Source organism: Snodgrassella sp. ESL0323 (assembly GCF_013346865.1).
Classification (GTDB): Bacteria; Pseudomonadota; Gammaproteobacteria; order Burkholderiales; family Neisseriaceae; genus Snodgrassella; species Snodgrassella alvi.
In genome coordinates, this window is sequence record NZ_JAAEDT010000020.1 from 211,818 (window position 1) to 231,332 (window position 19,515).

The 19,515-nt window shown below is 43.1% G+C and carries 16 protein-coding genes and 1 tRNA gene; 4 read left to right on the forward strand and 13 right to left on the reverse strand.

Going from position 1 to position 19,515, the window contains the following annotated elements; translation table 11 throughout:
• The first annotated feature begins 5 nt into the window (after positions 1-5).
• Both GY065_RS09620 and GY065_RS09625 read left to right on the forward strand, forming a co-directional pair.
• Positions 6-82, forward strand: a tRNA-Pro gene (locus tag GY065_RS09620).
• A 336-nt stretch (positions 83-418) separates the two neighbouring features.
• Entirely contained in the window at positions 419-1,705 is a 1,287-nt protein-coding gene (locus GY065_RS09625; RefSeq protein WP_078475366.1) for a dicarboxylate/amino acid:cation symporter, read from the forward strand.
• A 145-nt stretch (positions 1,706-1,850) separates the two neighbouring features.
• Here the strand turns inward: GY065_RS09625 and metG are convergent, their stop codons facing one another.
• The 9 genes from metG to GY065_RS09670 form a co-directional block, all read right to left on the reverse strand.
• Positions 1,851-3,908 (reverse strand): methionine--tRNA ligase, encoded by a 2,058-nt coding sequence (metG, locus tag GY065_RS09630; protein ID WP_174833937.1) that lies wholly within the window; start codon positions 3,906-3,908, stop codon positions 1,851-1,853.
• Positions 3,909-4,008: 100 nt separating this feature from the next.
• Positions 4,009-4,572, reverse strand: coding sequence for an SCP2 domain-containing protein (locus GY065_RS09635; protein ID WP_174833938.1), 564 nt, complete (start codon positions 4,570-4,572; stop codon positions 4,009-4,011).
• Positions 4,566-5,171, reverse strand: a complete 606-nt coding sequence (locus GY065_RS09640; RefSeq protein WP_025331350.1) for a TIGR00730 family Rossman fold protein — start codon at positions 5,169-5,171, stop codon at positions 4,566-4,568. Before GY065_RS09640 ends, GY065_RS09635 begins: the two co-directional genes overlap by 7 nt.
• Positions 5,172-5,234: 63 nt before the next feature.
• A complete protein-coding gene (gene pheA, locus GY065_RS09645; RefSeq protein ID WP_037393084.1) occupies positions 5,235-6,311 on the reverse strand; it encodes a prephenate dehydratase in 1,077 nt (358 codons plus the stop codon).
• A gap of 70 nt (positions 6,312-6,381) precedes the next feature.
• A complete protein-coding gene (locus tag GY065_RS09650; protein WP_025331352.1) occupies positions 6,382-7,605 on the reverse strand; it encodes a multidrug effflux MFS transporter in 1,224 nt (407 codons plus the stop codon).
• A gap of 35 nt (positions 7,606-7,640) precedes the next feature.
• Positions 7,641-8,639 carry an ornithine carbamoyltransferase gene (gene argF, locus GY065_RS09655; RefSeq protein WP_370521180.1) on the reverse strand — a complete coding sequence of 333 codons (999 nt, stop codon included), beginning with the start codon at positions 8,637-8,639 and terminating at the stop codon, positions 7,641-7,643.
• 10 nt (positions 8,640-8,649) lie between these two features.
• On the reverse strand, positions 8,650-9,807 hold the full coding sequence (dapE, locus tag GY065_RS09660; protein ID WP_174833939.1) for a succinyl-diaminopimelate desuccinylase: 1,158 nt from the start codon (positions 9,805-9,807) through the stop codon (positions 8,650-8,652).
• A 120-nt stretch (positions 9,808-9,927) separates the two neighbouring features.
• Entirely contained in the window at positions 9,928-10,986 is a 1,059-nt protein-coding gene (alr, locus tag GY065_RS09665) for an alanine racemase (RefSeq protein ID WP_174834008.1), read from the reverse strand.
• Positions 10,987-11,243: 257 nt separating this feature from the next.
• Positions 11,244-12,500 carry a D-amino acid dehydrogenase gene (locus tag GY065_RS09670; protein WP_174833940.1) on the reverse strand — a complete coding sequence of 419 codons (1,257 nt, stop codon included), beginning with the start codon at positions 12,498-12,500 and terminating at the stop codon, positions 11,244-11,246.
• 177 nt (positions 12,501-12,677) lie between these two features.
• Here GY065_RS09670 and GY065_RS09675 point away from each other — a divergent pair, with 177 nt between their 5' ends.
• Positions 12,678-13,142, forward strand: a complete 465-nt coding sequence (locus tag GY065_RS09675; protein WP_037474892.1) for an Lrp/AsnC ligand binding domain-containing protein — start codon at positions 12,678-12,680, stop codon at positions 13,140-13,142.
• 1,547 nt (positions 13,143-14,689) lie between these two features.
• Here the strand turns inward: GY065_RS09675 and GY065_RS09680 are convergent.
• A complete protein-coding gene (locus tag GY065_RS09680) occupies positions 14,690-15,571 on the reverse strand; it encodes a LysR family transcriptional regulator (RefSeq protein WP_174833941.1) in 882 nt (293 codons plus the stop codon).
• A 121-nt stretch (positions 15,572-15,692) separates the two neighbouring features.
• Here GY065_RS09680 and GY065_RS09685 point away from each other — a divergent pair, with 121 nt between their 5' ends.
• A complete protein-coding gene (locus tag GY065_RS09685; protein ID WP_084548358.1) occupies positions 15,693-16,196 on the forward strand; it encodes a phenolic acid decarboxylase in 504 nt (167 codons plus the stop codon).
• Between the two features lie 292 nt (positions 16,197-16,488).
• Here GY065_RS09685 and GY065_RS09690 read toward each other — a convergent pair whose 3' ends face one another.
• The 3 genes from GY065_RS09690 to GY065_RS09700 form a co-directional block, all read right to left on the reverse strand.
• Positions 16,489-16,899, reverse strand: coding sequence for an ACT domain-containing protein (locus tag GY065_RS09690; RefSeq protein WP_194241850.1), 411 nt, complete (start codon positions 16,897-16,899; stop codon positions 16,489-16,491).
• 587 nt (positions 16,900-17,486) lie between these two features.
• Positions 17,487-18,350, reverse strand: a complete 864-nt coding sequence (locus GY065_RS09695; protein WP_100117213.1) for a prephenate dehydrogenase/arogenate dehydrogenase family protein — start codon at positions 18,348-18,350, stop codon at positions 17,487-17,489.
• A 58-nt stretch (positions 18,351-18,408) separates the two neighbouring features.
• Positions 18,409-19,206: a 3'-5' exonuclease gene (locus tag GY065_RS09700; protein ID WP_174833942.1), complete on the reverse strand. Its 798-nt coding sequence runs from the start codon at positions 19,204-19,206 to the stop codon at positions 18,409-18,411.
• Between the last annotated feature and the right edge of the window lie 309 nt (positions 19,207-19,515).

The following is a 19,515-nucleotide window of genomic DNA, read 5'->3' on the forward strand; positions in this document are numbered from 1 at the left end:
TCTTTCGGAGTGTAGCGCAGCCCGGTAGCGCACCTCGTTCGGGACGAGGGGGTCGAAGGTTCGAATCCTTTCACTCCGACCATATTTTAAAAACCGTCTGCTTATTTCAAGCAGACGGTTTTTTATAACTAAAATAAATTTATTTTGAATGAAATTATTTTAAATTAAATAATATAAATTATTTTTTACTTCTAAAAACACGATAGAAAATTATCGTCAATTCCTAATACAACCATCTATTTTTCTATAAAAAATTTTCTTATCATACATCCTTTTGTCTCATGGTTCTTATTTAGTAATTAATAATGCTTTTCTGTTAAGTTATGTAGGCTTTATAATCAGCCAATTATGTTACATCCTACTACATAATAACGTTAAAAAACTGTAGCCTTTAAACACAACCCATTGAAAGGTAAACATGTTACCACTCGAAATTGAGGAAATGAATCCACCACCGAAAAAACAGCGCTGGTATCAGATCCTATATGTACAGGTAATTATTGCCATTATTATTGGTATCTTACTTGGCAACTTTTTCCCTACTGTTGGCGAAAGCATGAAACCTTTAGGTGATGCATTCATCAAATTAGTGAAAATGATCATCTCCCCAGTTATTTTTCTTACCGTGGTAACCGGCATCGCCGAGATGACCAATATGAAAACCATGGGGCGGGTCGCTGGCAAGGCTATGGTTTACTTTCTTACTTTCTCTACTCTGGCACTGGCTATCGGGCTGGTCGTGGCCAATATTGCCCAGCCGGGACATGGTCTGAATATTGACCCGAGCTCACTGCAAAGTGCCAAGGTACACGAATATGTGCAGAAATCCCATGAATCCAGCCTGACCGGCTTTCTGATGGATATTATTCCGACTACAGCCATGAGCCCGCTAACTAATGGCAATATTCTGCAAACTCTGTTTATTGCTATTCTGTTCGGTATTTCACTGGCACTGATTGGTGAAAAAGCCCGCCCGCTGATTAATATTTTTCAGGATTTATCGGCGCCTGTTTTCAAAATGGTATCTATTCTGATGCGTGCAGCCCCGATAGGTGCATTTGGCGCCATGGCTTTTACCATAGGTAAATACGGTATTAGTTCTATTGGTAATCTGCTCTATCTGATTCTGACTTTTTATATTTCTTCCGTTCTGTTTATTCTGATTGTTCTGGGTGCTGTAGCCCGTTATAACGGTTTTTCGATTATCAAGCTGGTCAAATACATTAAGGAAGAGCTGTTACTGGTACTGGGTACTAGTTCATCTGAAGCCGCTCTGCCCACACTGATGCAGAAAATGGAAAAAGCCGGCTGCAAGAAATCAATTGTCGGACTGGTAGTACCAACCGGTTATTCGTTTAATTTAGACGGTACCAATATTTACATGACCATGGCGGCGTTATTTATTGCACAAGCATGTAATATTGATCTGACACTGGAACAGCAAATACTGCTGTTACTGGTTGCCATGTTAAGTTCAAAAGGCGCCGCAGGTGTAACAGGAGCAGGATTTATCACCCTGGCTGCGACCTTATCGGTAGTACCTTCTGTACCGGTGGAAGGAATGGCGCTGATTCTGGGTATTGACCGATTCATGTCTGAGTGTCGTGCTTTGACTAATCTGGTAGGTAATGCCTGTGCCACTATTGTGGTTGCGCGCTGGGAAAAAAGCCTTGATGAAGAACGTTTACATGAAGTACTGAAATAAGCACTTCATACAGCTTCAAATTCTGCTTACAGAAATCTGATTTCCTTATACCAAGTGATGAGATTAACCATCTCATCACTTTTTTGATTCATAAATAAAAAACCAGACCAGCAATATTAGCTGGTCTGGTTTTTCAGCAAGATAATCAGCCGACTTTCATACCCGGTTCAGCCCCACTATCCACATCCAGTAAAAATAGTTTGCCATTACCGGCAGCTGAAGTAATCATTCCTTCAGACATGCCAAATTTTGCCATTTTACGCGGCGCAAAATTGGCTACCACAATGACCATTCTTCCGGCCAGTTTTTCTGGTTTAGGATAGCTGGCGGCAATACCAGAGAATATTGTGCGCTGCTCAAAACCAAGATCAAGCTGAAATTTAAGCAGTTTGCTACTGCCTTCGACTTTTTCGCATGTCAACACTTTGGCAACACGCATATCGATTTTCATAAAATCATCAAATGAAGCCGTATCTGCCACAGGCTCATACTTTGTTTCAGCAGCAGTCTCAACTGTCTGAATATTCTGTTGATTCGCGGCAATCAGGTCATCAATTTGTTTCTGTTCCACCCGGTGCATCAGATGCTGATATGCATTGATGTGATGACCTTCAGGTAATAAGGTTGTACTATCAGCCCAGCTTAATGGCACTACATTCAGAAAAGCGGCTGCTTCTGCAGCAAGCTTCGGCAATACTGGAGACATATATACGGTCAGAATACGGAAAGCATTAATCAGCTCACTGCATACTTGCTGTAAACGTGCCTCTTGTCCTTCCTGTCGTGCAAGCTCCCATGGTTTGTTGGCATCGACATACTCATTGACCACATCAGCTAATGCCATGATTTCACGTAAGGCACGCGCATACTCACGTGCTTCAAAGCTGGCAGCAATATTTTCACTTTGTGCCTGTAGCTGTGGCAATAGCTCGCTGTTGCTAACATCAGCCAGTGTTCCCTGAAAGCGTTTGCTGATGAATCCGGCAGCACGTGCGGCGATATTTATGTATTTACCAACTAAATCACTGTTAACCCGGGCGATAAAATCATTCAGATTTAAATCCAGATCTTCAATTCTGCTATTGAGTTTGGCTGCAAAATAATAACGCAGCCATTCGGGATTCAGTCGTTGCTCAAGATAGGAACGGGCTGTGATAAAAGTACCGCGTGATTTAGACATTTTCTGTCCGTCTACCGTGAGAAAACCGTGTGCAAATATGCCTGTTGGTGTCCGCAGATTGGCGTATTGCAAAGTAGCCGGCCAGAATAATGCATGAAAATATAAAATATCCTTACCAATGAAATGATACATTTCAGTATCAGTATCTGCACAAAACCACTGATCAAAATCAATGCCCAGACGTTCACACAGGTTTTTAAATGATGCCATGTAGCCGATAGGTGCATCCAGCCACACATAAAAATATTTACCGGGAGCATCCGGAATTTCAAAGCCGAAATAAGGCGCATCACGACTGATATCCCAGTCACTCAGGCTATCATTCTGCAACCATTCATTCATTTTATTCAGGGCTTCTGCCTGTAAATGCGGCTGCTCACGACCATTTTTCAGCCGGGTGCTGCCGGCAGTCCACTGTTTCAGATAATCCGCACATTCTCCGAGTTTAAAGAAGAAATGCTCAGATTCTTTCAGCACAGGAGTAGCGCCGGAAATAGCAGAATACGGTTTAATCAGTTCGGTAGGACTATAAGTAGTGCCACATACTTCACAATTATCACCATACTGATCCTGTGCATGACATTTCGGACATTCACCTTTAACAAAACGATCGGGCAGAAACAGATTCTTTTCCGGATCAAATAATTGCTCAATAGTACGGCTTTCAATTTTTCCATTGGCTTTTAAAGCCAGATAAATGCTGCGTGATAAAGCTTCATTTTCAGGTGAGTGTGTACTGTAATAATTATCATAGCCAATACCAAAGCCGGTAAAATCGGCCAGATGATTCTGACGTACCTGAGTAATCATTTCTTCCGGTGTTATTCCCTGTTTCTGTGCCGCCAGCATGACCGGCGTACCATGCGTATCATCTGCACAGACATAATAGCATTCATGTCCGCGGGCTTTCTGGAAACGCACCCAGATATCAGTCTGAATATGTTCAACCATATGTCCCAGATGAATATTACCGTTTGCATAGGGCAAGGCTGAAGTAACCAGTATTTTGCGTTGTTTTGTCATGATTGATGTATCGTTAGAATCTAGTAAAAATCGTTGAAATTATACCAGAGCCGTTTCTCTGCTACAGTAACGGCTCATAAACCACTCACGTGCCGGAATATTAGTCAGTTTTCTGCTGCAAGCGGGAAATTCGGGCGGCCAGTCGGGCTGTATCATCACGTAATGTCTCGACCTGAGCAGAAAAACGTTGTAATTGCTTCTGCCCGACCACAATCGCATCACTTTCCTGTGCATAATCTGTAACCTGTGCTGCAATATTCTGACCAATAGCGTAGCCTTGCTGATAGAGACTCTCCAGTTCCAGCGCCACTTTTCCGCCCACAGCATCACCAAGCAGTCTGGCCAGATCGTCACGCCAGTCATACTGCAATGCCTGTATAAGCGGCAAAATCGCCATACCCAGGGTACGGTCACCAGTAATTTGTACGTCACCTACTCCCGGCTGTACACCACTGAGCATTTTAGTCAGAGCTGTCGGAGCGATAATAATGGTGGCTTCAGCTTCTGCAGAATCTTCCTGCCAGAATCCTTGATCATCAATGCGCCCTTTAAGAGTCAGCATAGGCAACACCAGCACTACAACCCGTTGCCGGTATTGCTGCCAGCGCACTTTAAGTTCCACATTCTGCTGGATAAGGTGATTAAGAACAGCTAAGGTCAGCATAAAGTTTCTCTGGTTTGCTGCGCCCATTGGGGAGTAACCCATTTAACTGCATCACGCGGCTGCCAGAGGCGCATTTGTTCCAGCAGCTCCGCTGGTTTGGCGGACTGACAAAGTAAATCCATGTTTTCCGGCGGCATAAAACCGGCAGTGACTGTATTTTGCAGCATTTGAATTAAGGGATCAAAGAAACCGGCTACATTCAGAATTCCTATAGGATGAGGATGCAGTTTCAGCTGAGCTTGTGAGAGAACTTCAAACAGTTCTTCATAAGTTCCCAGTCCGCCGGGCATGGCAATAAAGCCGTTAGCCAGTTCAATCATTTTATTTTTGCGCTCGGTCATATTGGTGGTTTCATACAATTCGGTTAACCCCGGATGCGCACCTTCCAGATTTTTCAGAAAACTCGGAATAACACCAATAACTTCACCACCATGTTCTAGTACAGCAGTAGCAATCGTACCCATCAGACCAATATTGCCGCCACCATAAACCAGACGGTATCCCTGCTGAGCCATTTCCTGTCCCAGCTGCTGAGCTGCGTCGAAATAAGCTTTGTTCTGCCCCAGATTAGAACCACAATATACAACAATATTTTTCATATTTGTTTTATCTCCATGCCAGCAGTCAATGGTATCTGCTTCAGATAAATATTAACTTTGCATTTAAATCACAGCCTGCGGATAAGAACCAATTATTTTCAGAAAAGCTGAACGCTGTTGCAAGACAGCCAATGCAGCTGCCACATCCTCATTCTGCTGATGACCTTCAATATCGATAAAAAACACATATTCCCACAAACCACCACGGCTGGGGCGACTTTCTAGTTTTGTCATAGATACCTGATGATCTGCAAAAGGCTGAAGTAAATCATGCATGGCACCAGCTTTATTTGGCGCAGCCACAACCAGTGACGTTTTATCTTTACCGCTGCTGGTCGTGATATTCCGTCCTAATACCAGAAAACGGGTAGTATTATTTGGTTCATCTTCGATATTCTGAGCCAGTATCTGTAGCTGATAGTAATCGGCAGCCATCAGTGAGGCAATGGCTGCAGCACTACTGTCTGCGGCAGCCAGTCGTGCTGCTTCTGCATTACTGGCAACAGCTATCCGGGCTACCTGCTCCGGCAGGTTTTTATCCAGCCAGTTCCGGCATTGTGATAGTGCCTGAGCATGTGCATAAACCTTAGTGATATCCTGTTGCGATGCTACAGCACGCAGTAGCTGATGATGAATGCGCAGATTGACTTCACCACAAGCTTTCAAAGGCGTGGTTAATAACAGGTCGAGACTGCGCCCCACCGACCCCTCAGTAGAGTTTTCGACAGGTGTAACCACATAATCGGCCTGCTGCGCTTCGACCAGACGGAAACATTCATCAATTGAAGTACACGGATGTGTCTGTGCAGCCTGACCGAAATGTTTAATAGCAGCCTGTTCGGTAAATGTACCCTTAGGTCCGAGATAAGCGACAGTTAACGGTCGTTCCAGTGCCAGACATTCACTCATAATCGCCCGCTGTAAACGTGCAACTGCCTGACCGGACAACGGCCCCGGATTTTGTTCCTGAATCCGGCGTAAAACAACTGCTTCACGTTCAGGACGGTACACTATGCCTTCCCCCTTTAATGTACCAATGGCCTGAGCATGAGTGGCTCGCTGGTTTAATAAGCGCAGAATTTCACTGTCAATCCGGTCTATAGCATCGCGGTGTGGTTTGAGTTTATCGTTATCAGACATAATTAGTAGTGTTATTAATAGTTTATTCAGAAAAACAAGAAAAAGGCAGCCTACTGCGGGCTGCCCGTTATTATTTATGTTTTTTTTGCCATGCGGTATGTGATAAAGCCCATAATAATACGGCACCACAACTGGTGGAAATCAGCATCATTGTCGGCATCACATGTGTCGAACCATTATGCAGCAGTGTAGTCAGCCAGCCTACAGTAGCGGCAATCAGAAACTGCATTGTTCCCAGTACAGCATTGGCACTGCCACCGATTTTACGAAAATAGCTCATGAAACACGCCTGAGTATTGGAACCAATCAAACCCTGTGAACCAATGGAAAACATAATCAGCAACAGTAACAGGAAGAAAGGCGGACGATCCATACTCCATACCACAATGGTTAATAATAAATTACAGCTTAACTGCAACAGCACACCGCCAAGCAAAATGTTGCGAGCCGGCGTAGTACGCAGACGATAGGCTGTTACCCGGTTAAACAGCATCATAGTAATCACATTGGCACCAAAAGCCCATGAATACTGATGCGGGCTAAGACCATATATATTCATGTACAAAAAGGAAGATTCAGTCAGAAATACAAACATAGCTGCAAAAGCAGCAGTTTGGAAAAACATGAATCCCAACGCTTCGCGTTCATGAAAAACCACTGAAAAATTTTCTTTTATCTTGCGAAAAACTTTGCTATCCAATGGCTGAATATCCATTTTAACCTGTGGCATAAACCGCCATACACAAATCAGTACGGCCAGAGCATATACCAGCAGAAATATAAAGATAACCCGCCAGCCGCCAAGAGCAGCCAGTGCTGTACCCAGCATAGGCGCAGCCAGTGGTGCAGCCAGAGTAATAATACCAATGGTGGCAAACATTTTCGCGGCTTCATTGCCATGAAAGAAATCACGTACAGTTGCACCAACTGTAACAGTGGCCATACCGCCGCCCAGTGCCTGAATCCAGCGCCAGAACAGCAACTCTCCGGCTGAGTGAATAAAGACAATAGCAATAGCTGACACCAGATAGACACTCAGACCAATCATAGCAATGATTTTGCGCCCCTTAATATCGGATATTGCCCCCCCAAGCAATTGTCCGAGCGCAACACCAAACATGAAACTGGCCAGACTGCGTTCAATCTGATCAATCGGTGCATGTAAAGAAGTCGCCATTTCCGGTACAGAAGATAAATAAATATCTGTGGAAAACGGCATAATAGCCACCATTACTGACAACAATAATGCCAGATAATGCGGATTAATAGGTAACTGATTGGGGGATGTTTTCATAACTATTCTTTCCATTTACTACAGGCCTGCCCCGGTCAGGTAGTTAATAATGCTACCAATACTGCTTTAATGGTATGCATCCGGTTTTCTGCCTGTTCAAAAACAATAGAAGCAACACTTTCAAATACTTCTTCACTTACTTCGGCGCCATCCAGAGAAAACTCATCAAAAAGCCACTGTCCTACCTGAGTATCGCGGTTATGAATTGCCGGCAGACAATGCATGAATTTCACTTCAGGATTATTGCTGGCAGCCATCAGACGCGCATCAACACGGTAAGGTCTGAGCTGCTCAATCCGTTCTTTCCAGGTTTCTTTCGCTTCTCCCATTGATACCCATACATCGGTATGAATAAAATCAGCCTGATTAACAGCTGCGGCTGCATCTTCAGTTAATGTAATCCGTGCACCGGTCTGCTTTGCAATTGAGCGGCACTGTTCTACCAGAGCGTCATTCGGCCAGAAAGCCCGCGGTGCACCAATACGTACATCCATACCCATTTTGGCACCGGCAACCAGCAAAGAATTACCCATGTTGTAACGGGCATCACCCACATAAGCATAGGCAATCTGATTCAAAGGCTTTTTGCTGTTTTCCTTCATGGTAAGCAAATCAGCAAGCATTTGCGTCGGATGGTATTCATTGGTCAGACCATTAATCACCGGAACACCGGCATATTCAGCCAGCTGCTCGACAATTTCCTGTCCGTAACCACGATACTCAATCGCGTCATACATGCGTCCCAGAACCCGTGCAGTATCACGGATACTTTCTTTATGCCCTATCTGGCTGCCACTGCTGTCCAGATAAGTCACATGCGCACCCTGATCATGCGCAGCCACTTCAAAAGCACAACGGGTACGGGTAGATGTTTTTTCAAATATCAGAGCAATATTTTTACCAGTCAGACGCGGCTGCTCCGCTGCATTTTTCTTTTCAGCTTTCAGGCTGGCGGCCAGATCAAGCAGCGTCTGAATTTCTGCCGGCGTATAATCCAGCAGTTTTAAAAAATGTTTCTGTTTCAGCATCCCCATTAGTTTCTCCTTATGCAGTATGAGTAAAATCAGCCTGTGCCAGCTGTTGCAGCATATTCTCATAAATAGCCGATAACTGAGCTATTGCGGCAATATCCACACACTCATCTATCTGATGAATCGTGGCATTAACCGGACCCAGTTCTATTAATTCGCTGGCGATAGCCTTAATAAAGCGACCGTCTGACGTACCGCCCGTAGTAGATAATTGAGCATTCACACCACAAACACGCTCAATGGCAGCCTGTGCTACCGTTGTCAGACGTCCTGCAGCAGTCAGGAACGGTTCTCCGGACAAAACCCACTGCAAATCATAGTTTAAATTATGTTTATCCAGAATGGCATGTACCTGCCGGCGCAGACTTTCCGCTGTCGATTCCGTTGAGAACCGGAAATTAAACTGTACGGTAAGCTCTCCGGGAATCACATTAGTAGCCCCCGTACCGGCGTGAATATTAGAAATCTGAAATCCGGTAGGCGGAAAATAAGCATTTCCGTCATCCCAGTGCGTGGCAGTTAGCTCAGCCAGTGCCGCAGCAGCCAGATGTACCGGATTAGCAGCCAGATGAGGATAAGCGATGTGTCCCTGACGTCCGTGCACCTGCAGCGTACCCGACAAAGAACCACGTCGTCCGTTTTTTATCATGTCACCCAGTGTATCAACTGCTGTAGGCTCCCCCACAATGCAGTAATCAATATGCTCTCCCCGCTCTTTTAAAACCTCGACCACACGTTTGGTACCATCGTGTCCGTCACCCTCTTCATCAGAAGTAATCAGCAAAGCCAGACGCAACGGCAATTCAGGTTGCTGAGCCAGCAAGCGTTCGCAAGCAGTCACAAAAGCTGCAATACTGCTTTTCATATCGGCAGCACCACGCCCATACAGGTATCCATCACGCTCTACAGGTGTAAACGGAGGCGAAGTCCAGCGACTTTCATCGCCGGTTGGTACCACATCAGTATGTCCGGCGAAACAAACCAGCGGCCCCTGCCGGCCGTAAACGGCATAAAAATTATCCGTTTCCCCGAATCTGAAGGTTTCAATATTGAATCCCAGTGCTGTCAGACGGCTCATCAGCAGCGGCTGACAACCATGATCATCCGGCGTGACAGATGGCTGTGCTATTAAATCTTTGGCCAGTTTCAGTGTTTCTATTTCCATTATCATAAACTCAAAAAAAAATAACTTCAGGCAGCTTGAAAGGCTGCCTGAGAACATATTACATCTTTATAAACCAATTTTTCTGTCTTGCCAAACATTTACCCAACAATTGACAATCCATACCATTTATTCATACACCATTTCAGCACGTTTAACATTACACAGCAGCTCATAGGAAATGGTTCCGGCGGCAGCGGCTACTTCATTTACATTAACAACATCGCCCCATAATTCCACTTCACTGCCGAGTGACTGCCGGTGGTCATCCAACTGAACTGTCATCATATCCATGGAAACCCGACCGAGAACACAACTGCGTACCCCGTCAATTGCCACCGGCGTGCCTGTTGCCGCACGGCGTGGATAGCCGTCAGCATAGCCGCAGGCCACCAGCCCGACACGGGTTGAACGGGTAGTGACATAACTGGCACCATAACCAATCGGTTCTCCCATCTGCAAAACCCGTTCTCCGAATACTTTACTTACCAGCCGCATTACCGGCTTGAAACGGCTATCAGCACCACCCATCGGCGAAATACCATAAAGAGCCAGCCCCGCCCGTCCCCAGCCGCACTGTGTTTGCGGATAGGCCATTATGCCAGCTGAATTAGCCAGACTTATTTCACCGGGCAAATTGGCACAGGTCAGCTCAAAAGTACGAATCTGTTCAGCCGTCATGGTTTTCATCGGCTCATCTGCACAGGCAAAATGGGTCATTTTCACCACATCAGCTACCTTACTGCTTTGAATCAGAGCCTGATAGGCAGGTGCATAATCATGAGGGAAAAAGCCGGTTCGGTGCATACCGGAATCCATTTTCAGCCATACTGTTACCGGTTTCTGCCAGTCATAATCCAGTAAGCTTTCCAGCTGCCATAAATTACCTACTACAGGCCACAACTGGTAACGGTCTGCCAGCGCATATTCTTCAGCAGCAAAAACCCCTTCCAGCATGATGATCGGTAATTGTATACCTGCTTCACGCAACTGCACTGCCTCACTGATACAGGCTACCGCAAAACCATCAGCTATATCAGCCAGTGCCTGCGCGCAACGCACAGCGCCATGTCCATAAGCATTGGCCTTAACCACGGCCAGCATTTTTCCGCTGCCATGCATCTGCTTTAAAGCCAGAAAATTATCACGCAAGTGATTCAAACGAATCTGCGCAACTAACGGACGCATCATTGCTCCCCTGTTATCCTGATTATCAAATTTCATTATTTAAGCAAAGCCGCCATGCAGCAACAGCTTTCAGTAATAAAATTTTATCATTATTTCTATCTGAATTTCATATATCACCTTAAATGCCTGCCGTATCAGATAAATTAATAATATATTAATATTATGATAAAAAATTTTACCGTTTCTGTCTGCCCTGACAAACGGGACAAAATAAGCGCCGATAAGAGCAAAACTTACCCGAACCGTTCTGAACTTGCTTAAACATAACGAGCCAGCGATAAATCACTGGTTTCAATTTCCGGTTTAACACCACTAATCAAATCAGCCAGAATTCTTCCCGAACCCAGCCCCATTGTCCAGCCCAGCGTACCGTGTCCGGTATTGATAGACAGATTCACAAAACGGCTGGTGCCAATAATCGGCGTACTGTCCGGTGTCATCGGGCGCAGACCGCTCCAGAAAAAAGCTTCCGAAGTCCGGCAGCTATCCGGAAATAAATCATTCACCACCAAATCCAGTGTTGCTTTACGTTTGGGGTTCAGATGAATACGATAACCAGACAACTCAGCCATACCACCGGCACGGATACGTTTATCAAAACGCGTTACCGCCACTTTATAAGTTTCATCAATCACAGTAGAAACCGGTGCTTTTGCTTCATCGGCAATCGGAATAGTGAGTGAATAACCTTTAACCGGATATACCGGCAAATTAATTCCCAGTCCGCTCAGCATACTGCGACTAAAACAGCCCAGAGCACAAACATAATGGTCGGCAGTAAAGTACTGACCATTGGCCATAACACCCTTAATACTGCATTTATCCTGCTGTATTTCAGTAATAGCATGTCTGTAGAGGAATTTTACACCGAGATCTTCACATTTTCTGGCCAGCTCAGTAGTAAATAAATGGCAGTCACCCGTGCCGTCCTGTGGTAAATACAGGGCACCGGCCAGCCTTCCGGTCATATGTGCCAGTGCGGGCTCGTATTGGACACATTCGGCAACACTGCTGAGCTCCTGTAAAGGCACACCGAATTCCTGTAAAACAGCTATATCAGAACGGGAATCGATAACCTCTTTTTCTGTACGGAAAATCTGTAAAGTACCTTTGCTGCGACCTTCAAACTGAATATTTTCTTCTGCCTGCAATTGCTGTAACATCGCACGGCTGTACTCAGAAATCCGCACCATGCGTTCTTTATTGGTGGCATAGCTTCGGGCATTACAATTACGGTACATCTGCCAGAGCCATTGCAGCTGAAACAGACTGCCATCAGGACGAAACAGCAAAGGGGAATGTTCTTTAAACAGCCATTTCCATGCTTTGGCCGGAATATTGGGTGCTGCCCACGGAGTGGTATAACCATATGATAATTGACCGGCATTGGCAAAACTGGTTTCCATAGCGGCCTGATCAGCGCGCTCCAGCACAGTGACTTCATGTCCTGCTTTAGCCAGATACCATGCAGTACTTACCCCCACAATACCGGCTCCCATAATCAGCACTTTCATAATATCCTCTCTCTGGTACTTAACCGGAATAACCTATTGGTTTAACCACAAATTTCACAAATATCTTAATTCAGTTACTTTCCCTAGTGTAAACAAAGCCTGATAGTGAATTTCACTTTATTTATACAAAAAAATGGAGTATTTTAATAAATACTCACATTAATACTATCAAAAACCATGCACCATATAGATAAAGTGGACATGAAAATCTTGTCCCTGCTTCAGAAAAATGCTCGGATGACCATGACCGAGCTGGCCGATAAGGTTGGTCTTTCCACCACACCAGTTACCGAACGGGTACGGCGGCTCGAGCGGGAAAACATTATTACCGGCTATCACGCCCGCCTCAATCCTCGCGCTCTGAATCAGAGCCTGCTGGTATTTGTTGAAATTAAACTACGCTCTAAATCCGGCAATATTTTTGAAGATTTCCGGCGTGAAGTTCTGACTATTCCGCATGTGCTCGAATGTCATCTGATTTCCGGTGAATACGACTACCTGATAAAAGTTCGCCTGCCGAATATGCACGCTTACCGCAATATGCTGGGTAACATTCTGTTACAGTTGCCCGCAGCAGCCGAAAGCCGCAGTTATGTGGTTATGGAAGAAGTGAAGGAAGAGCAGATGTTGCATCTGGAATAAATCTCCAGGTGTATTATGTCCGGTACCATTACAGCGCGACTGTATACTTAAGCAAGATGAATAATTGATTATAAAGCAGTTAATATTAATTTAATCAGAGTGTAACCATATTTAATTAGATGAGATTTTTATAGGTTAACTACGATGTTAACTTAAATTTTTTAGGATTGATTATGCCAAAAATTATTAAATATTTATCTAAGGATAAATTATAGATCTGTCTTTTTAGAGTTATTTATTTGACATTTATAATTACTTTTAATATTTTTTCATTAAAAAGCAAATTTTATATTAGTCATGTAACTGCACACATCCTTCTGATAATATTTTGTATAACAATGGTATTTGAAATTATTTTTTTCTAACACAATTAATAAATTATTTATTATCCCTAAAAAACATGTATTAACTTCTTTTTTAAGATTATTTTGTGGATTAGTTTTTTTGCTGGTTTGGCATTTTAAATCTTTATTTTAGTTATGGTCTTGATGATTTAGAATTTATTATTACGATATTTATTCCTGCGCTCAGTTGCTTTTTAGGTTACATTATTTTAGTTTTAATTAAAATTTTAAGATGTTTATGTTGTTTTCTCCTTGTTAAACAAGCCAATGATTTTTATCCGTAAAGTAAAATATATTAAGACAGTCTTTAAAAAAATCAGCTAAATTTTATTGAATATTAGCCAGTTATTTCATATTGATTGCGCTTCTTTTTACAATTTTCATTTGCAAATTGCTCATAAGAATCTATTATTATCAATTTAAAATAAGATAGCATTACGTTGCTGTTATTATCGAGTATTTAAGCTTAAAAATCTAAATTTTTTATATTTTAAAGCTATTTTAGCAAAGATATTGAGAGTTTATTCAATCTTGGCTTGATTTTTGCATCAATCAGCATTTATATATTACGGTAACAAGCAAATCGGCTTATTATTTATAACATTTTACTGGAGGAATTTATAATGATGGTACAAAAATTTGCTTCATATGGTAGTAATATATCTGCAGGCGATTATACTTATAAATGCGCTGATTGTGGCTATGTATATTCAGACCAAAGTAAAAAATTGTTACCCCCTTGTCCTGATCGTTACAACAAGCCGCATAGGAAGAATGGTTGGTATATGATTAGTGGTCGAGGTGATTCATTTAAATGATCCTTATCCTACTAACTAAAAAAATAGCATTAATAATTTTATGTTGTAACTTTGAAAGGTAATACTTAGTGTTACCTTTTTGCTAATTAGTCATCATCATTAAATTTTATTTTCGAATTTTTGGATTTTGCCAATAAGTTTTTTTCAAATTGTAATCTTTATCACGTCGAAAAATAAAAGCAATGTTTCATCCATTGCTAACTCTACCTTTCGTTATTACCTATGGCTAATTGAGAAAAACTTGATTTATAGTAACAAAAATTATTTGTAATCAATTTCAGCCAAATATATGTCTTTCACTACAAAGCAAATTCAGTCATTTTTTGGCAATTTAGCGATTCTAATAAACTGCAAAGAAGATCATAATTCCATCAATATTTGATGCTTATACTAATTCAGCATCCTGAATATACTTTACCAGCAATGCAGTTTCATCATCCAGCTGTTCTTCATCCTGATTGAGAAATAAATAAACCGGCGTTGCACGGCGCATACCCTGGCGCAATGGCAATAATTTTAATTCTCCGCAGGCCAGTTGATTTTTAATCCGTTCTTCCGGCAACCAGCCATAACCCACCCCCTGACTGACTGCCTCAATAGCTGTTTCAATCGTCGTGAATGTCCAGTTTTCTGATGCAGTAATCTGCCTGTAAGGCAGTTGCTGTTGTTCACGACTAACAATTTCAATCAGCGGGTAACGCATCAGAACATCCTGACTCAATGGTGCCGGTAAATCCAGTAAAGGGTGCGAATGCCGCACAACTGCTACAAAATTCACCTCCAGCAATAGCTTACCCTGCCTCATCATCTCAGCACTTGGGGTGATAATATAAACATCCGCTTGCCGTTGTTGTAAAACAGTACAACTTTCACTGCGCAATACCTCTGTGAGATGTATCTGAGTAGACGGATAAGCCTGCTGAAAACAGCGCAATGCTGAAAACAGGCGATCTTTAGGAAAAATACTGTCTACTACCAAGTCTAATCTTGCCCGCTCTCCGCGTTTCAGAGCCCGGGAACGATTTTCCAGCGCTTCAAATCCCTGCAACAGTGGTAATGCCTGTGCCAGCAACTGCTGTCCGGATGCCGTCAGTTCTGCACGACGGCCAACAATAGTTAATAGCGTTACCCCCAGACGCTTCTGCATCAGCGTCAGCTGATAACTTAGCGAAGACTGGCTGCGATTAAAAGCTTCAGCTGCACGGGCAAAACTGCCGTAACTGACTACGGCCTGCAATAACTGCCATTGCTCCAGCGTTGTTTTCATTACTTAATCAATCGAAATTTTGGAACGGTTTAAACCAATATTAGCGTTATTCATCAGATAAATACAGGTTTACACTTCATTTGTTTTTATTCAGATTAATTTCAATTCAAAAGGTGAAAAAATGCCTGCATTTGATACTGCCGATTTAAGTAACATTCTTGGTAAACATCTGGTTTATACCTACGACAATGGCTGGAACTACGAAGTTTATGTTAAAAATGCCACTACCATCGATTATCGTATTCATAGCGGTCTGGTGGGTAACCGCTGGGTAAAAGATCAGAAAGTTTATCTGGTACGCGTAGCAGCCGGCGTATATAAAATTTCATGGACAGAACCTACCGGTACAGATGTCAGCCTGATTATCAATCTGGAAGACAAATTATTTCACGGCACCATCTTTTTCCCGCGCTGGGTAATGAATAATCCCGAACATACTGTTTGTTTCCAGAACGAGCATATTGCACAAATGGAAGCTTATCGTGAAGCGGGCCCGGTTTATCCGACAGAAGTTATTGACGAATTTGCTACCATTACTTTTATTGAAGATTGCGGCGAAAATGATGAAAACGTTATTAACTGTCCGGCCAGTGAATTACCGGCAGACTTTCCGCATCACCATTAATTACTTATCCTGAACCACAGGGCAGACAATAAATTGTCTGCCCTGTTCTGTTTATTCTGCAAAAATCCCAGTTTTTAAATACAGAAAGACAACTATAGTAGCGTTAACACTTAGCATGGTTATTTTTTTGCTGACCGGTAAAATTATATGTACTGATAAGACCCTGAATACCTGTACTTGGTTTCAGCAAAGCATAGAAACAGTCAAAATTATTTTCTTTCTCCGCTCAACAAAACCACCAACACCGTTATTGAATATCATCATTCATGGTTTTATCTATCGCATAAGCTAACTATGATGCCTGACCCAGATTATTCAGAATAACCAAAGCCTGCTGCACATCATCATCAGCCACAAAAATATGATCATGATAATAACCGGCTATAACATTACAACTGATATTCTGTTGTGCCAGTGCATGCGCAAAAGCAGCAGTCAGCCCGACAGCCGCCAGCGAAGAATGCACCATTAATGTAATCCAGCCAGCAATATATTCATAATTCAGCTGATACTCATCAGCAACTGCCTGCGGTAAAACCAACGTAGTACCCTCGTTTTCCTGCATAATCGCCACAGCAGCGGTCAGCAATGCTGGTGCAGGCTGCTGTACAGTACAAAATACATATTTGCCCGGATTATGCTGCGGAGAAGCAGATTTCAACAAAATTTGCAGATTACTTTCACCAGAGATTTTAGCGTCCATATCAAAGTACCCTCAGAAACAATCAGACCGGTCATCTAATGACTAAATTGGTCAAAAGAATTTATCCTAGCATTAATTCTATTTGCATGACAGCACCGAATACCTTTGATTGTCAGTATTCATATCTGTCTGGAAAATTCACTTACTCAAGCCATAATGAACAATTCTGTCACCGAAGCTGAAAGCAACTACACATCAGACTATATTTATTTACTCAGCCATCAAAAAAATACTAATACAGACCATCAGCTTTAAAATTCCATTAGCATAAAGAAAAAGGAATAAAAAAATGCGCACACGATTAAGTGTGCGCCAAGTCTACAAAGGAGAAATAGAGGAGAAACTGTTAAACCAACTAGGAGCTGATTTAACGAAGCGAATTATGCCTCAACTACGCATGCATAGCAAGTCATATTTTGTATTAATTCGACAAAATATAGTTATTTTATTTAAAAATACCGCAAAATTCATTAACTGCACATATCTTTCTCAGGAAGCAATCCACAAAAACATTATATCTAACCATAACTTAGCCTGAACAATATAGTCATCAGGCATACTTACCGCAGACTTCGGTTGCCGGAATACTAATTATTCCAGTCTTCGCGTATTTTCTGTGCTTTTGCAAAAAAAGCAGTCAATTTTTGTACATCGCCTTGTTGCAGACAGTCCTGTAAATATGCCAGTTCATGCTGCTGCTGCTGGAGTAAACCAGCCAGTACCTGACGATTAGCCAGACAGATATCTGTCCAAATCTGCGGATTACTGGCTGCAATGCGGGTGAAATCCCGAAAACCGCTGCCGGCAAATTGCAACAATTCATCGGCATTTGCTGCTTCGGCCAACTGGTGTACATATGCATAAGCCAGCATATGCGGTAAATGACTGACAGCAGCAAAAATTGCATCATGTCGCGCCGCATCCAGATGATAAATCTGCGCCTGTACAGCCTGCCACATAGCAACAACTGTGTGTAATGCAGCTTCGTCCTGCTGTTCATGAGCGCAAACAATACATTTTTTTCCGGCAAATAAACCAAACTGCGCCGCCAGTGCACCATGCCGGTCTGAACCGGCAATCGGGTGAGCGGCCACACAGCGCGGATAATGATGCGGTAATTCAGCAGCAAAGGCCTTTAATGCCAGCTGCTTGGTACTGCCCACATCAGTAACAATACAATGCTCAGATAAATAGGGAACTAGCTGACGGCAAATTGCCGGTAAAGTATTCACCGGAGTGGCTATCAGCACCATATCGGCTTCTGCCACACTCTCTGCATTAATCTGCGTATAGGTATAATCAACTACCCGCCGTTCCAGTGCACGAGTCAGATTATCGGCATCGATATCAATGCCGGCTACTTCAGTAACCAGTCCGGCACGTTTTAAATCCAGAGCCAGCGAACCGCCAATCAGCCCCACTCCGACCAGCACCAGCCTGCGCATACTCATCTCAGAAAACATCTCATACAAATCATCATTTCAGTTTTCGGCTAATTTGTTTTGATAATCAGACCGATCTGCCCCATGCACTCAGAAACTCCTGCCAGTGTGCCGCCTGTTGCGTACTCAGATAACCTTTAAGACAACGAATCTCGTGCTCATATTCGTCTGCATCCAGGAAACCGCGTAACAGATTAAAGCGCAGATACATTAAATAAGTATTGGCTGCATCGGTTTCGCAATAATGTCTGATCTGTGCCAGCTCGCCTTGCTGATAAGCTGCCCAGACTTTGCTACCGTCCATACCCAGCTTTCCCGGAAAGCCGCATAGTTTGGCCATATCATCCAGAGGTACACAAGCACGGGACTGATATAAAGCCAGTAAATCCATTAAGTCACAATGGCGTGCATGATAGCGGCTGATATAGTTATTCCACTTAAAATCACGACTGTCACCAAAATCACCCTCGCCCATATCCCAGTAGCGTGCCGCACTGATGCCATAAATCAAAGCACGATAATGTAATACTGGTAAATCAAAGCCGCCACCGTTCCAGCTCACCAGCTGAGGTGTATGGGTTTCAATCAGCTCAAAAAAACGCGCAATTAAAGTTTCTTCGCTGTCTTCCGGCGTTCCGATACTACCCACATGAATTTTATCTGCGCCCCAGCGCATACAGCAGGAAATAGCCACTACCTGCTGCAAATGCAGCTGCATAAAATCGTTACCGTTTTTGGCTCGTCGCTGCTGCAAGGCAAATTCCACCACATCAGCATCACTGACCTCTGCCGGCAAATGATTCAGAATACGAATGCCGGCTACATCCGGCACAGTTTCTATGTCGAAAGCCAAAATCGGAGTCATAGCAAGAATTCACATTAATTATCGGATTAAGTATTGTGGCATGAAGCCATTGCCTGCGCTAGCCGTTTAATCGCAAAACACTATTACACTTTGCACATGATTGCTTTATACTAACAAGTAGCCAGACAGGTCTAAGATAAAAAACAGATTATATAGACCACAGATTCCGTTGTATTCATGCAGCAACTTTTTCAGTTCTGCCTGTTTCATTCTGTTTGGTGGCAAAACAGCAGAATTTTCTACTTAAACACTTTTATGCTTTTCTCAGCTTAGGCATAATAACAACATATGAATCCGCAATAATTGATT